The following is a 16056-nucleotide window of genomic DNA, read 5'->3' on the forward strand; positions in this document are numbered from 1 at the left end:
TATGGTGGAAGAGAAGAAGAGATATATACTAGAATTTCCAGATATCCCGGCAGAGCGTCAATCGGTACAGGAGCTTCCTGTCGAAGAGAGGGTAGATAATTTTAATGAAGTGAGCCTGGGGTTTACTGAAGATGCAGCCGTGAAAGAGGCAAAAAGGTGTCTGAGTTGCCGCAGATGCCTGGGATGTGGGCTTTGCCTGGCAGAGTGCGATGAAGATGCGATAGTTTTTGAACAGGCTGATGAAAAGCTTGACATATGTGTTGATTCTATGATAATCACCACTGGAATAGAAAGGGTTTGTCCTCCCCCACCGGAAAGATTTGGCTATGGTAGATATGCTAATGTAGTTACTGATATTGAATTTGAGCGAATTTTGAGCGATAATGGCCCGTATGGCGGCCTTTTGATTCGGCCTTTCGATGGAGAGATACCAAAGAAAATAGGTTTTGTATGCTGGGCTGATAACAATGAGGGAATAAGTGAAAGCGGTATTGAATCTTTGAGTTATGCTATACATGAGGCTATGTTGGCGAAGAGGAAGGTTGATGGACTGGAAATATCACTGTTTCTCCCTGATAATAACGACTATATAAAGGAATTAAAGAGAAATGATGGAAAAGTGCTGGGGGTCAGTGCTAAAAAGGGAGGAATAACGGCAATAAAAGAGGTTCAGGAGAGCAAAAATCTCATAGTCCAGTGGGACGAAAATGGGGATGTGAGAGAAGATGAATTTGAGATGGTTGTATTGGCGACAATGCCTGAACTCCCGACCTATATAATAGAACTGGCAAAAAAACTTAACATAAATCTGGAGGATATGAAGAAGGGTATCATCTCGCTGGAGGCATTTGATATAAATAAAGGGGGAAGAAGAAATCATGCTTGAGGCGATAATTGCTATAGCAATAATGTTGATAAAGATAATTGTAGTTTTTTCTGCCACAATGCTGGTGGTAGCCTATGTCACGTTGATGGAAAGAAAGGTTCTGGGACATATACAGGTGAGGCATGGACCGAGGAGGGTGGGCTGGCATGGATTATTGCAGCCTATTGCTGATGGATTGAAGCTTTTCTTTAAGGAGGAGATAACCGTTAGCCAGGCCAACAAAGGGATTTACCACCTGGCTCCGGTTATATATATGACCTGTGCACTGGTTGTCTACGCTGTCATTCCATTTGGAAATGATTTAAAAATCTTAGGGAGGGTAATCCCACTGCATATTACAGACGTAAATATCGGGATTCTCTATATCTTTGCCCTTTCTTCCCTGGGCGTGTATGGGGTAGTTTTAGCCGGTTGGTCTTCAAACAATAAGTATTCTCTGCTGGGAGCCCTGAGGGCTTCTGCTCAGATGATCAGTTATGAGCTACCACTGGGTCTTTCTATCGTAGGTGTTTTGATGCTGACCGGGTCCCTCAGTATGGTTGAGATAGTAAAAGCTCAGGAGAATGTATGGTTTATCGTATTACAACCCCTGGGGTTTCTTCTGTTTCTAACCTGTGCTTTTGCAGAGACCGGAAGGACGCCGTTTGATCTCACTGAATGTGAAAATGAGCTTGTTGCCGGTTATCAAACAGAGTACAGCTCCATGAAGTTTGCCATGTTCTATCTGGCGGAGTATACCCATATTGTTGCTGTAAGCGCCATTGCAGTGACCCTTTTCTTAGGAGGCTGGAGAGGCCCCTTCTTACCTCCTGTACTTTGGTTTCTAATTAAGGTGCTTGCCTTTGTGTACTTTTTTATCTGGGTTAGGGCTACCTATCCCAGGTTCAGATACGACCAGCTCATGAAATTTGGTTGGAAGGTACTGCTTCCATTGGCTTTAGTCAATATTGTTATAACTTCTTTTGTGATGGTAATTATTTAGGAGAATTCAATGATTATACCACTAATCAAAGGATTGAGTCTAACGCTCAGGAGGTTTTTTTCAAAACCAATAACCATACTCTATCCCGAAGAAAAATGGGAGTGCTATCCTCGATATAGAGGGCTTCATCAATTACAGCGTAAAGAGGATGGCAGCGCAAAATGTGTTGCATGCCAACTGTGTGCTACAGTCTGTCCTTCCGGGTGTATTAAGGTTGATGGTGTCGAAGGTCCAAACCACGAGAGATATGTAGAGAGTTATGAGATTGACCTGACCCGGTGTATCTTTTGTGGATTTTGTGTAGAGGCATGCCCGGTAGGGGCAATAACCATGACTTGCGAGTATGAATTGGCCAATTATTCACGTCAGGCTGTTCAGTACAATAAGGAAATGCTTCTAGAAAAATAGGTAACCGTTCACAGTTGTCGGTTTACAGTTCACAGTTTTTTCAATAAAATATTTGATGGAATTGATATAGATGAGCGCAGCATTTGATCTTTCATTCCATAATCACAGCACTCTCTTAATAATTTTTCTCTACCTTCTGTTTTTTTCAACCGTGAACTGATAACTGTAAACCGTGAACGGTTACAAAAAAGGAGTCATGTATTATGATAGTAACAGGCTTTTTCTTCTTTTCCATAGCGGTGGTAGTGTTAATTTCGGCGATTTTGGTTGTTGTTTTGCGAAACCCGGTTCATAGTGCCCTGTCTCTGGTTTTGACCTTTTTCAGCCTTGCCGGTCTCTATATCCTTTTAAATGCACAATTTATTGCTGCTATCCAGGTCATAGTGTATGCAGGGGCAATAATGGTGCTATTCTTGTTTGTGATTATGCTGCTTAATTTAGACAAGGAAAAAAGAGTGGGAGAAAAACACCCTTTGCAAAAGGCCTTTGGGATTGCTATTGCGGTCTTCTTATTGGTTGCTCTGGGTTCAATTGTAGCCGCAGGGGTTCTTTATGGGAATAAGGGGATACATACCGATGCTAAGGTAAGCGCCATAGGAAACACAAAGGCTATAGCCAGTTTGCTCTTTACGGACTGGGTTTTGCCTTTTGAGATAGCCTCTATCTTGTTATTAGCAGCTATTGTGGGAGCTATTGTTTTGTCAAAGAAGGAGTTGTAATGATGATACCATTGTCGTACTATCTTATCCTTTCTGCTGCCCTTTTTACGGTAGGAGTTATAGGTGTACTGGTCAGGAGAAATGCAATCGTTATATTTATGTCAATAGAGCTTATGTTAAATGCCGTTAACCTTTCATTTGTAGCCATTTCGAGATACCTTGACTCTCTGGACGGGCAGATATTCGTCTTCTTTGTTATGACCGTTGCTGCAGCAGAAGTCGCTGTGGGTCTGGCGATTATAATAAACCTGTTCAGAAACAGGGAAACAGTGAACGTTGATGAGATAAACATTATGAAATGGTAAAATTGATAGTCTCGTAAAAAGTCAAAACCTCCCGTCAGGGGAGGGAAAAGCGACTTTTTACGAAGCCATCAAAATTGGAGGAAAAATATGTTGGATTATGTGTGGTTGGTTCCCCTGTTTCCTATAATTGGCGCCATTATCAACGGAATTTTTGGGACTAAACTGAGCAAGAAGACCGTAGGTGTGGTAGCCTGTGGAGTTATAGGATTGTCATTCCTTGTGTCAGTTTTAGTATTTTTCAGCCTGTTACAGCTTCCTCCAGAGAGCAGGTCATTTGAAAAGATTATCTATACATGGATACCTGCCGGAGACCTGAAGACCACTGTTGGTTTTCTGGTGGACCCTCTTTCCATGATAATGATGCTGACGGTCTCAGGGGTCTCTTTCCTGATTCATATTTACTCTGTTGGGTATATGCATGACGATGAGGGATACAAACGTTATTTTACTTACCTGAATATCTTTGTATTCTCTATGCTGGTATTGGTTTCTGCCAATAACTTTCTGATGATGTTTGTAGGCTGGGAAGGTGTTGGGTTGTGTTCATACCTTCTCATAGGGTTCTGGTATCAAAGAAAGGAGCCCTCGGATGCGGGTAAGAAGGCATTTGTGGTTAACAGGATAGGGGATTATGGTTTCCTTCTGGCTATGATGTTAATCTTTGTCACATTTGGGACATTAGACTTCCAAAAGGTATTTAATATTGCCCACTATAACTTTCAGGCTGGCAGCATGGTAATAACGGCAATAACCCTTCTACTTTTTGTTGGGGCTACAGGGAAATCAGCCCAGATACCCCTTTACACCTGGTTGCCCGATGCCATGGAAGGTCCTACCCCTGTAAGCGCTTTGATTCATGCCGCTACGATGGTTACCGCAGGAGTATATATGGTTGTCCGCTGTAATGTTTTGTTCACTCTCGCCCCTATTTCCCTTACGGTTGTAGCCATTATCGGGGTTGCTACAGCTGTATTTACAGCATCCATAGCCCTGGCTGCAAACGATATAAAGAGGGTTTTGGCATATTCTACCATCAGTCAATTGGGATACATGTTTCTGGCTTGTGGTGTGGGGGCATTCAGTGCCGGTATCTTCCATCTCATGACCCATGCGTTCTTCAAGGCATTACTCTTTCTGGGTGCCGGAAGTGTTATGCATGCCATGGCAGGGGAACTTGACATGAGAAAGATGGGGGCTTTAAAATCCCATATGCCCAAAACGTACTGGACATTTCTAATAGCTACCCTGGCAATAGCAGGTATATTCCCCTTCGCCGGGTTTTTCAGCAAGGATGAAATACTATGGAATGCCTTTCAGAAGAATACGGTTCTCTGGGTATTAGGTGCCGGTGCTGCGTTAATGACGGCTTTTTATATGTTCAGGGCTGTGTTTATGACCTTTCATGGAGAGTCCAGGGTAGATGAACATGTGGCAAAACACCTTCACGAATCTCCATCTGTTATGACCAACCCCCTTGTTGTCCTGGCTATCCTGTCCGCGATCGGTGGTTTTGTGGGTATCCCCATAATAAAAGGGGCAAATGTCTTCCATGATTTCCTGGCGCCGGTTACAGGAGAACATCTGGCAGGCTCAGCAAAGATTACACTGACCAATCTGGCTTATGCCTCGAACACTGCCGCTACTTCCGGAGAAACAGTCCACCATTCTGTCGGTCTTGAGGTATCGATGATGATAGTTTCTCTGGCTATAGCGCTGGGCGGGTTATGCCTGGCATATTACATGTATATAAAAAACCCATCTCTTCCTAAGAGATTAGCAGAGAAATATAAACTCCTTTATCATCTCATCTGTAACAAATATTTTGTTGATGAAATATATGATTTTCTGTTCGTTAACCCTATCAAGAGGGGTTCCGAAGTCCTCTGGCAATTCTTTGATGCTAAGGTAGTCGATGGTATGGTTAACGGCTCAGGTCGTTTTGTCCAGTGGGGCAGTTCTGTTTTGAAAAGGATTCAGACAGGCTATGTTCAAAACTATGCCCTCTCTATACTGGTTGGCATAGGAGCCATTATTACTTATTTCCTTTTCAGGTAATTTCCTAATATTAAAAAAGGAGTTAGTTAATGAATCAGTCAGAGTTTCCTGTATTGACCCTGATTACATTTCTCCCCGCTCTTGGTGCAGTTTTCATCTTGCTCACGAATAAGGCGGAAATAACTCAGATAAGGTGGACGGCATTTATTACTACCTTCATGAACTTCCTGTTTTCTCTACCGGTATTTTTTTACTTCAATGCAGGTTCTGCCGAGATGCAGTTTGTTGAGGAGGTTGCCTGGATAAAGGAATACGGGATAAGTTATTTTGTGGGTATCGATGGAATAAGCCTGCTCCTCATCCTCCTTACAACCTTTTTTGCACCCATCTGTGTGGTGGCTTGCTGGAAGGACATAAAAGACAAAGTCAAGGAATTTATGATATGTCTTCTGTTGTTGGAAACGGGTATGATCGGCGTTTTTGTGTCCCTTGATCTGTTTTTGTTCTATGTCTTCTGGGAGGTCATGCTCATCCCCATGTACCTTTTAATAGGAATATGGGGTGCCCCTGCCCGGAGAATCTATGCTGCCATAAAGTTCTTTTTATTTACAATGTTTGGTAGCCTGTTAATGTTAGTGGCTATTCTGGTACTGTATTTTATTAATCATAGCGTAACAGGAGAATACACCTTCAACCTCTTAAAACTATATGAACTCTCTATACCTTTCCATGTCCAGACCTGGCTATTTCTTGCCTTCTTTCTGGCATTTGCCATTAAGGTTCCAATGTTTCCCTTCCATACATGGCTTCCCGATGCCCACACCGAGGCACCAACCGTGGGCAGCGTACTTCTGGCAGCGGTGCTTTTGAAGATGGGAACCTATGGATTCCTCAGGTTCAGTATGCCTTTATTCCCTGTAGCGTCCCACAACTTTATCCCGTTGGTATCTATACTTGCTATAATCGGGATTATCTATGGGGCTTTGGTTTCCATGGTGCAGAAGGACCTGAAGAGGCTGGTAGCATTTTCCAGTGTGAGTCATTTGGGCTTTGTTATGCTGGGGCTATTTGCCCTTAATATACAGAGTGTGCAGGGTGGATTAATTCAGATGATAAACCATGGTCTCAGCACAGGGGCACTCTTTTTGATTGTGGGTATGATATATGAGAGGAGGCATACCAGGATGATAGCAGACTTTGGAGGACTGTCCAGGGTGATGCCTGTGTTTGCCACCTTCTTTATGATTGTTACCCTTTCATCTATCGGGCTTCCTGGATTGAACGGTTTTGTGGGAGAATTCCTGATTCTTTTGGGTACATTTAAGTCCAATGTCGTCTATGCAGTATTTGCCGCTACCGGGGTTATCTTTGCAGCGGTTTATATGCTCTGGATGTTTCAAAGGGTTATGTTCGGAGAAGTTACCAGGGAGGAGAACAGAAACCTCAAAGACCTTTCCGTCAGAGAAATCGGTGTCCTGGTCCCTATCCTGATCTTTATATTCTGGATTGGGCTTTATCCAAAGACATTTTTAGGTAAAACCGAGGCTTCTGTACAGCATTTTTTGAAAGAGTTTAACAAGAAGTATGAGGCTAGTATCCAGAAAAAAGATAACATCCATGCTGTAAATAAGAGTGAAGAGTTGATTGTAAAGAAGTAACGAGTACATCAATCGGGGGAGATTCATATGGATTTAGCTATTCCTAAAATAGATGTGGCAAGTTTGGGGCCAGAGCTTATACTGAGTATTGCTGCTATGCTTGTTTTGCTGGTCAGTGTATTTTTACCGAAAGGGAGGAAAGACCCTGCTGCCTACCTGAGCTTATTGGGGATTTTCTTTGCTTTCGTAAGCGAAGTATTCCTGTGGGGAAACCCGAGATATGCCTTTAACAATATGATATTGGTGGACAACTTTTCCCTCTTTTTTAACTCGATCTTTCTTATCGCAGCAGGTCTCTCTATATTAATGTCTGTAAATTATCTTAAAGAAGAAGAGATGGACCACGGAGAATTCTATGCACTTATACTTTTTGCGACAGTAGGTATGATGTTTATGGCGATAGGGTCCAACCTGATAACGATTTTCTTAGGTCTGGAGACTATGTCCATATCGATATATGTTCTTGCAGGTTTCTTTCGAAAGAGTAACAAATCAAACGAGTCCGCGTTGAAGTACCTGTTGCTTGGTGCCTTTTCTTCTGCCTTTTTATTGTATGGTATAGCAATGATGTATGGTGCCACAGGCACAACGGATCTCAAGGGTATATCAGAGTACCTTTCCAAAGCCGCTTACCTGAAAGATCCGATGCTCCTGTCTGGAATGGGGCTTTTGATTGTTGGATTTGGTTTCAAGATAGCCTCTGTCCCGTTTCATATGTGGACCCCGGATGTCTATGAAGGTGCCCCCACTTCTATTACAGCCTTTATGTCTGTTGGGGTTAAGGCAGCGGCGTTTGCAGCTTTTGTAAGGGTGTTCCTCTATTCTCTATGGGATCTTCAGCCTGATTGGAACTATGTCTTGTGGATATTGGCCGTCCTTACAATGACTTTGGGAAACGTAGTTGCCATTGCTCAGAGCAACATAAAACGAATGCTGGCATATTCCAGTATTGCCCATGCAGGATATATAATGGTTGGAATGGTGGCTTCAAATGAATTGGGAACATCCAGCATACTGTTCTATATGTTAGCGTATGCCTTTATGAATCTGGGGGCATTTGCTGTTATCATCCTTTATGGCCGTAAAGGTGAGGAAAACCTGGATATCAACGATTACTCAGGCATGGGTTTTAAATACCCGGCGCTTGCCTTGTTGATGTCTGTCTTTATGTTCTCTTTAGCCGGCATTCCTCCGACAGCAGGGTTTGTCGGGAAGTTCTACATTTTCAGTGCAGCAATAAAGTCAGGATATATCTGGCTCGCCATCATCGGCGTTATGAACAGCCTGGTTTCAGTTTATTACTATCTGAGGATTACCGTGATGATGTATATGAAGGAGCCGGTGAAAGAGTTTGCAGGTCTCAAGTGGTCGCCATCTATAACTATTGCCCTGATTATTGCAGTAATCGGAACCCTGCTGATAGGGATATTCCCGTCTCCATACCTGGATATGGCAAAACAGTCCATTCAGCTTTTTATGTAATTACCTCTAATTTTTCTTCATCTATGCTTATTCCACCGAGCATTTTCCTGTCTTTTTAGGCGTTGACATATAAGTCTCCCATTGATACTATTAACACTATGATAATTGGGTAAGGCAAGTTTTACCCGAAAGTGCTTGTCGATCGACGGTTAGGCCGTAAAAAAATGATTGAATTGAGTATTTTGCCCCCAGAACCAGCCAGAACTCCAGAGCAGAACCCCCGTAGCCTTCCGCAGCCAATCACCAACATTGTAGGATCTGGCTGAACCCAGTGTTACATTAACGAAGCAATTTGCTGTATTGACTTTTATGTTTGTTTTAATTACAGTAATTCGAATTATAGGATGTGTATTTCATTATGCAATCCGGCATTAGTGGTTTCAGCAGCTTTTTTGCTGGATATAAATTAAATCTCAAATGATTAGGAGGTTAAAGATGCGTACATTTATAGCAGTAATTGCCGTGGCACTTTTATTTAACATCTCTTTTGCATCAGAAGGGCAACTCCCATCAAAGAAAAAAACCTTGCGATTACCTGACAGAACAACACAAAAAAAGTCGGCATCTACTGAAGATCCAAAAGTCAAATCTTTACAAGAAGCGCAGGCATGGCTTGCCTCTATAAACTACAAGAAAACGATCGAGCAGATACCTGAAATGAAACGGCTTCAGCTTCAGATGTACGGCTCTTTTAACGGTGTGAGTACTGGGCAGCTCATCAGCAATGAAAATATGCGTCACATCAAGGTGATGACAAAACTCGAAGAACTCACTCTTCCCAGATGGACAAATGATTCAGGTCTGTCAAATGTTGCAGGACTCACCAATCTTAAAATTCTTAGCATTCCAATAACAAATGTAACTGATGCCGGTATGGTTTATTTAAAAGATCTGAATTCTCTTGAGTCAATTGGTCTTCACGGCACCAAAGTTACAGGCGAAGGGCTAAAGCATCTGCAGGGCAAAAACTTATCTATCCTTGGCCTGAACCAGACTAACATAGGCGATGCCGACATGGAACTCATCGGAACATTTACCAATTTAAAGAGCCTTTATCTGGTCGGTACAAAGATTACAGATGCGAGCATACCTCACTTAAAAAAACTCAAAAACCTCCAGAGAGTTGATATCGTAGGTACAAAAATATCACAGCAGGGCAAACAGGATCTGCAGACAGCCATGCCAGGGTTGAAAATCTATTAAAAAATAGATAAGGTTACATCTGATAATACAAGGACTTCCTGAAGGTTTTGTTATATGAGCTGTTTTTTGTGGGGCTTTATTTTATGGAGGATATTATGAAAAATTTAGGAAGGAGTTGTGTAGATGAAAAGATCATTGATAGTGGGAGCGATGTCGTTTTTTGTATTCCTCTTAGTGGTGGGCTGCGGTAGGGACAAAGATGAGGGAATAACGGAGAAGGCAGAGGAAAAAGCCGCGATAGCCCAGGAGCTATCGGCGACGGTCGTGAGCAGTTCTGCGGGTAAGACGATAACAATGAAGATTTATATGAAACCGGGCAAATACCGGACAGATTATGAAGCGGCTGGGTCATCCACCATTGTCAGGATGGACCTCAACAAAGTCTGGATTCTCATTAAGCCGCAAAAAGCTTATATGGAAACACTTGGGGTGACAGATGAACAGATCAAAATGGCTAAAGAAAAAGTGAAGGGAGAGGTAAGCCGGAAGAAGGTCGGCAGCGAAACCATCGACGGTCATCCCTCAACAAAATATGAAGTGACCGCCAAGGTTGATGACAACCTCACGCAGACCTATCAGTGGTGGGCTACGGATATCAACTTTCCTATCAAGATGGCGGCCTTGGACGGAAGCTGGGTCATGGAATACCAAGACGTCAAGTTGGGCAGCCAGCCAGACAGCCTTTTCGAAGCGCCTTCAGATTACAAGAAGATGTCTATACCCGGAATGCCGGCAGGCATGAAGAGCAAGATACCGGGAATGGATACAAAATAAGTTTTGGTGGAGAAAAATAGTAAAAATAGATAGTAACCAGAACTAGAGAATTAATTGTTCGCCAGAAACGTAGACGAGGAGTGGAAAGATGTCTCCAGCAATCTTCAGATCAGGGCCGTACAGGTTCTACTTCGTGAGTCACGACCTGCACGAACCACCACATATAAATATTGACCAGGACTATTTTTCCTTACCTGGTGGATCATCGCATTTGACGGATCTACAAGGGAACCTAAGAGGATAAAGAGGGTAAAGGGGTAAAGGGGACGACCTTAAAAATTAAAATAACTTGACGTGATTTAAGAATGCTGGTATGTTTAGAGTATGCCAAGGATAGCCCGATTAGACACTCCCGGTTTGTTGCATCATGTGATTATCAGGGGGATAGAACGAAGAAAGATATTCACGGATGATAAAGACCGCGAGAACTTCATCGACCGGCTGGACGTACTGCTGCCTAAAACCAAGACCCAATGCTACGCATGGTCATTTTTATCAAATCACGCCCATTTTCTGATCAGAAGCGGCCCGATGGGAATTGCCGCTTTAATGAGAAGATTGCTTACCGGATATGCAGTATCTTATAATAGACGACATAAGCGCCACGGACAACTTTTCCAAAACAGATATAAATCGATTATCTGTGAGGAAGACATCTACTTACTTGAACTGGTTCGGTATATACATCTGAATCCTCTGAGAGCAAAGGTTGTGGTTGAATTAGATGAACTGAATAGTTACCCCTATTGCGGGCATAGCGCCTTAATGGGGAAGCAACAGAGGGGATGGCAAGATGTGGAATATGTGCTTGGGTATTTTGGAAAAAGGGTTGGTGAAGCGAGAAAGAAATATATATCCTATGTTCAGGAAGGCATTGCCTTGGGCAGGCGACCTGAACTGGTAGGAGGCGGCCTGATCAGAAGTCTAGGTGGTTGGGATGAAATCAAAAAGATGAGACTTGAGGGTCAGGATCGCATAAAGAGCGATCAACGGATATTGGGTGGGAGTAATTTTGCAAGATATGTACTTTCGGAATCAGAAGGAGAGTTTTCCCGTAAACACAAACTAAAACAGTTGGGGTATGATTTTGAAAAGGTTGTCGAGAGGGTCTGTGACTTGTTCCAGATGGAAAAGGAGTTCATAACCCAAAGAGGCAACCAACGAGATCGGGTCAAAGCGAGGGATTTAGTTTGCTATTGGTCTGTTATTGAATTGGGGATATCAATGGTGGATGTAGCGAGGAGACTAGACATAACACCTGCTGCCGTGAGTTATTCTGTTCAACGTGGAGAAAGAATGGCGAAGCGAGAAGGTTACCAATTGGATTCATGAGTTATTTTAATTTTTAAGGTCGTCCCACCTTTCCACACCTTTCACACCTTTCATCTGAGATAAAATGAAAAAGTATCTGCTTGTATTGGGCTTCTTTCTTATAACAGCTGTCATTGCCCTGGCACAATCTTTCGATAGCCTGGAGCAAGCTTTTCTTGCACCTGAAAAAGTGACACACCTTTCTCTTCACAAATTTGACCCTGAAATGAAACATTTGCCTTCCCAAATCGGATCACTTGTGAATTTAAAGGAATTGGAAATTTCTTGCCAGGAAAATCTTGAAGATCTTCCAGAGGAAGTCGGGAAGTTAAAGAAGTTAGAAAGATTAATTATTGATAATGGGAATGGCTGTCAAATTAACATCACTATTCCATCATCAATTGGCCAGTTACAAAACCTTAAGATCTTGATATTATATGGGGCTATAGATCCACGTGAAATTGGCTCCCGGAAACCTGTGCCCCCATCCAAAATCAAAAAATTGCCAGAGAGCATAGCAAAACTCCAGAACCTTGAAGAATTGAATTTGGGTAGGAATGGTCTTCAAACTGTACCGGCTGAGATTGCTTCCCTGAAAAAATTAAGAAGATTAGCCTTGGATTATAATGATATCCACCATATCCCAGCCTTTGTCGGGGATCTGAAAAACCTTCGAGAATTTTCAATACGCTCAAACGGTGGTATCAAACTGCCTCAGTCGTTAGCTAAATTAAAGGGACTGAAGGTGTTTATGGGGAATAATTTTCTCAAATTAAAAGATCAGAAGAAATTACGCAGCCTCTATCCTCACGCAGTTTTTTATTTTGAGAATGAATATAGTGACGTTTCTGCTAATGAAAAATCTTTGAAGTAAACATAGGATATAGGAGAAAAATTATGTTTGACGTGATTGCATTCATCTTAATGTTGTTCAGTTCCCAACATCTTCAGCCGGGGAATACTTGGACATATCTATTTGAACCGGGGCACTCTCTGCGAATTATGGAAGTTATTGAAGAGAAAAAAATAGAGGGAGAACCATTTTCCTTGATAAAAGATAGTGCTATGTTAAGGGGAATATTAGTTAGAAAAGCTCCTGGGTATTTGGAAGTTAAAAATCCAGATAGGGTAGACATGCCAGCAGAAAGATTCCCTTTGGTTAAAGAAGGTCCAATACCATTTTTCTTTTTCCCTGATTTCATTATTGAAACAAAGAATGTCCACTCTGCTGAGCTAGCAACACCAGCAGGTTCTTTTCAAGAGTGTATGGTATTTGATATTTTCATAAAATCACGCAATGCATCTCCCAATGAAAAAGCAAGGTTCGAAGGCACGATTTGGTACAAAAAAGGTATTGGTGCCGTCAAGATTGAAGGGCCTTTCTTTCGTGAAAAACCTGTGAGTTTAGTTATAAGCTCTTACCATGTTAAAAAAGTAACCTTGGCCATTCTTGATTTAGAAGAAGTTGGAACTGTTTCTGGGCTTGGAAAGACTATTGCAGAGGCTCTACGCACTTTTTGGATCAAAAGTGGTGAATATAGCATTGCAGAGAGGGTGATGATTCAAAAGGTATTGAATGAGCATGCATTAAATATGACTGGGTTGATTAATAACGAGACAATTGCAAAAGTTGGAAAATTGCTCGGGGCTGAGAAAGTGCTCGTAGGTTCTGTGTCCAAATTAAATAACAGTTTTATGGTTAACTTGAGGTTTGTCGATGTAGAAACTGGTTTAGCGAATAATGCACAAACAGTAATTGCTGACAACGAGAAGGAGTTATTGAAAAAACTGATTGCCGACAAAAAAATAAAGTAGTGGGGTTCTATTTTGGATTCTGATGTCTGCGTAAAAGGGATGCAGCCCTTTTCTTGATATTTTTAATTTAGGAAGTATATGTAATACATTATGCCAAGGATAGGTAGAATAGTTGTTGGAGGTATTCCTTGCTATGTATACAAGGATGTAACAAGCGAGAGGATAATTAGATAAGGAGACTTCTATGAGGATCAAGATTTGGGGTAGCCGGGGTTCTATCGTATCGCCTGGCCAGAAAACACTGCGCTATGGCGGCGAATCAACATGTCTCGAACTGACATCAGACACAGGACAGAAGATAGTAATCGATGCGGGGTCCGGGATACGTAAATTGGGGCATGAGTTGTTGAAAGATAAGACTGTTTCTAGTATCAACCTTCTACTCACACATTCTCATTGGGACCATCTCACAGGCTTTCCGTTCTTTTCGCCCGCATATCTTCCCGGCTTTTCCATAGTCATCTGCGGCTGTTCCATGGCGCAACAATCCATCTTAAAATACCTGGCCCATCTGATGGAGCCACCTTATTTCCCGGTAGCATTCGAGGTGTTGAATGCCAGATTTGACGTGGGTTGTATCTGCACCAGGGAATTATGTGATCACATATTGCCACATGATTCTTCCATAATGTGCCATTCGCTTCCCCTGAATCACCCCAACGGCGGTTACGGATTTAAGTTTGTAGACAAGGACAAAACGTTCGTGTTTCTGACAGATAATGAAATACGATATCACCACGAGACCGGTCTTTCCAGAAAAGCATACCTCGATTTCTGCGGCAATGTCGGTCTCCTGTTTCATGATGCCCAGTATACCGAGGCTGAATATGACAGGACACGCTCCTGGGGACACTCGACATTTAAGGACGCCGTTGACCTTGCTATGGAGGCTGAGGTGAAACGTCTGGGATTATTCCATCATGATCCCGACCGTTCGGATGAGGAAATTGACCACCAGGTAGATTGGTGCCGCGAGTATATTCTCAAATCCGGGAGCTCCCTTGAATGTTTCGCATGCGCCGAGGGAATGGAGTTCGTGTTGTAAGGTACCCGTAACAGGTGCTTAAAAGTACTTGAGGGCGTTGTTTCTAATTAACACTACTTATTGAGGGGGACACTTCTAAAATATATCAATTAATATAACTAGTTAGAAGATAATTGTTTGGGTTGTTAAAAGAGGTAAATAGGGTAGATCATTTTGTAGTCGAGGATTTGCCAATGATGCTATGAACAGCAAGAATAGCCTTTTCATCAAAGGCCTCATCAGATCATAAGCAGAGGGAATAATCAGGTGGTTGAGGCTAAACGACCAATAAGAGGAATACCAAGAAAATAGTTTATATCTATATGATATTACTAAATAATATTAGAACCGCCCCTGTAAGCTACGTCCCTGTAAGCTAAGGATTTGGAATCCCGCATATCCACAAAGAGAATTAAGATTCTTTAATGTCCGTCTAAGATTGGAGGATAAGTATGACAAGTATATTGGTTATTGACGATGAGAAACCTATCAGACGTTTGCTTGGTGGAATGTTGGATGTGGCTGGATATAAATGCAGTCTGGCTGCCGATGCAGTGGAGGCACGATCATTGATTAAGAGCCAAAATTTTGATCTTATTCTCTGTGATGTGAACATGCCTGGCGAGTCTGGGTTAGACTTAACACGATATGTTCTTGCCGAGCATCAGGAAACAGCAGTCGTTATGGTCAGTGGTGTGGATGATCCTGAGATTGCAGAGACTGCTTTGGAAATAGGGGCTTTTGGCTACGTTATCAAACCGTTTAGGCACAACGAGTTAATGATAAATATAGCCAATGCTCTAAGGCGTAGAGAACTTGAGATTAAGAATCGGATTCAACGTCATGGTTTAGAGCAGGCGGTTCTGGATCGCACCAGAGAACTCCAGACGACTCTTAATAAGTTGGAGGTAGCCACAGAGGGGGTCATTCAGGCAATGGCAATGACGATTGAAATGAGGGACCCTTATACTGCTGGCCATCAAAGGCGCGTGAGAGACCTTTCCTGTGCTATCGCTAAAGATATGGGCTTTTCAAAGGAACGATTTGATGCTATCCGGATGTCAAGCATGATTCATGATCTAGGGAAGATTGCTTTACCATCTGAGATTCTCAGTAAGCCCGGTCGGTTAACCAAGACCGAATTTGAACTGATTAAGACTCATTCTCAGATAGGTTACAGCATATTGAAAGACATAGAATTCCCGTGGCCATTGGCAGAAATCATACTCCAGCATCACGAAAGGATGAATGGTTCAGGATACCCTCGGAGCCTCTCTGGTGAAAACATTCTCTATGAAGCAAGGATAGTAGCTGTAGCGGATGTTGTTGAAGCTATATCTTCTCACAGGCCCTATCGTCCGGCTCTCGGTGTAGATAAAGCTCTGGTAGAGATTTCAAAGAATAAAGATATCCTTTATGATAAAAGAGTAGTGGATACCTGTGTGAAACTTTTTTCTGATGGTAGATTTGAATTATAACAAAATATCCCCTTTG

16 protein-coding genes are annotated in these 16056 nt (G+C 42.4%); 15 read left to right on the plus strand and 1 reads right to left on the minus strand.

The genetic code is table 11. The features are described 5' to 3' along the window. Nucleotide 1 precedes the first annotated feature (1 nt). From AB1401_10495 to nuoI, 3 genes are read left to right on the plus strand one after another with little or no spacing between them, the layout of a single operon-like run. A complete protein-coding gene (locus tag AB1401_10495; GenBank protein MEW6615879.1) occupies nt 2-886 on the plus strand; it encodes a hypothetical protein in 885 nt (294 codons plus the stop codon). Further along, entirely contained in the window at nt 879-1868 is a 990-nt protein-coding gene (gene nuoH / locus AB1401_10500) for an NADH-quinone oxidoreductase subunit NuoH (GenBank protein ID MEW6615880.1), read from the plus strand. The genes AB1401_10495 and nuoH overlap by 8 nt, the downstream gene beginning before the upstream one ends. Nucleotides 1869-1877: 9 nt before the next feature. Then, the gene (nuoI, locus tag AB1401_10505) at nt 1878-2276 is read left to right on the plus strand and encodes an NADH-quinone oxidoreductase subunit NuoI (GenBank protein MEW6615881.1); all 399 of its coding nucleotides are present in this window, start codon (nt 1878-1880) and stop codon (nt 2274-2276) included. A gap of 29 nt (nt 2277-2305) precedes the next feature. On the opposite strand, the gene AB1401_10510 is transcribed toward nuoI, so the two are convergent. After that, nucleotides 2306-2425, minus strand: a complete 120-nt coding sequence (locus tag AB1401_10510; protein MEW6615882.1) for a four helix bundle protein — start codon at nt 2423-2425, stop codon at nt 2306-2308. Between the two features lie 54 nt (nt 2426-2479). Here AB1401_10510 and AB1401_10515 point away from each other — a divergent pair, with 54 nt between their 5' ends. From AB1401_10515 to AB1401_10570, 12 genes are all read left to right on the plus strand, one after another. Continuing rightward, the gene (locus tag AB1401_10515; protein ID MEW6615883.1) at nt 2480-2995 is read left to right on the plus strand and encodes an NADH-quinone oxidoreductase subunit J; all 516 of its coding nucleotides are present in this window, start codon (nt 2480-2482) and stop codon (nt 2993-2995) included. Beyond that, nucleotides 2995-3300 (plus strand): NADH-quinone oxidoreductase subunit NuoK, encoded by a 306-nt coding sequence (nuoK, locus tag AB1401_10520; protein ID MEW6615884.1) that lies wholly within the window; start codon nt 2995-2997, stop codon nt 3298-3300. Before AB1401_10515 ends, nuoK begins: the two co-directional genes overlap by 1 nt. Before the next feature lie 87 nt (nt 3301-3387). Continuing rightward, on the plus strand, nt 3388-5355 hold the full coding sequence (gene nuoL / locus AB1401_10525; GenBank protein MEW6615885.1) for an NADH-quinone oxidoreductase subunit L: 1968 nt from the start codon (nt 3388-3390) through the stop codon (nt 5353-5355). Nucleotides 5356-5384: 29 nt separating this feature from the next. Then, the gene (locus tag AB1401_10530) at nt 5385-6953 is read left to right on the plus strand and encodes an NADH-quinone oxidoreductase subunit M (GenBank protein ID MEW6615886.1); all 1569 of its coding nucleotides are present in this window, start codon (nt 5385-5387) and stop codon (nt 6951-6953) included. Nucleotides 6954-6980: 27 nt separating this feature from the next. Then, a complete protein-coding gene (locus AB1401_10535) occupies nt 6981-8435 on the plus strand; it encodes an NADH-quinone oxidoreductase subunit N (GenBank protein ID MEW6615887.1) in 1455 nt (484 codons plus the stop codon). A gap of 435 nt (nt 8436-8870) precedes the next feature. After that, nucleotides 8871-9638, plus strand: coding sequence for a hypothetical protein (locus AB1401_10540; GenBank protein ID MEW6615888.1), 768 nt, complete (start codon nt 8871-8873; stop codon nt 9636-9638). A 123-nt stretch (nt 9639-9761) separates the two neighbouring features. Continuing rightward, nucleotides 9762-10412: a DUF4412 domain-containing protein gene (locus AB1401_10545; GenBank protein MEW6615889.1), complete on the plus strand. Its 651-nt coding sequence runs from the start codon at nt 9762-9764 to the stop codon at nt 10410-10412. Nucleotides 10413-10736: 324 nt separating this feature from the next. Beyond that, on the plus strand, nt 10737-11744 hold the full coding sequence (locus tag AB1401_10550; GenBank protein MEW6615890.1) for a transposase: 1008 nt from the start codon (nt 10737-10739) through the stop codon (nt 11742-11744). Nucleotides 11745-11982: 238 nt separating this feature from the next. Continuing rightward, the gene (locus AB1401_10555; GenBank protein ID MEW6615891.1) at nt 11983-12597 is read left to right on the plus strand and encodes a hypothetical protein; all 615 of its coding nucleotides are present in this window, start codon (nt 11983-11985) and stop codon (nt 12595-12597) included. A 23-nt stretch (nt 12598-12620) separates the two neighbouring features. Further along, nucleotides 12621-13538 carry a CsgG/HfaB family protein gene (locus AB1401_10560; protein ID MEW6615892.1) on the plus strand — a complete coding sequence of 306 codons (918 nt, stop codon included), beginning with the start codon at nt 12621-12623 and terminating at the stop codon, nt 13536-13538. Nucleotides 13539-13722: 184 nt separating this feature from the next. Next, nucleotides 13723-14583 (plus strand): MBL fold metallo-hydrolase, encoded by an 861-nt coding sequence (locus tag AB1401_10565; GenBank protein ID MEW6615893.1) that lies wholly within the window; start codon nt 13723-13725, stop codon nt 14581-14583. A gap of 431 nt (nt 14584-15014) precedes the next feature. Beyond that, nucleotides 15015-16040 carry an HD domain-containing phosphohydrolase gene (locus AB1401_10570; protein ID MEW6615894.1) on the plus strand — a complete coding sequence of 342 codons (1026 nt, stop codon included), beginning with the start codon at nt 15015-15017 and terminating at the stop codon, nt 16038-16040. Nucleotides 16041-16056: the final 16 nt, after the last annotated feature.

The sequence above is a fragment of the Thermodesulfobacteriota bacterium genome (genome assembly GCA_040757775.1).
Taxonomy (GTDB): domain Bacteria; phylum Desulfobacterota; class UBA8473; order UBA8473; family UBA8473; genus UBA8473.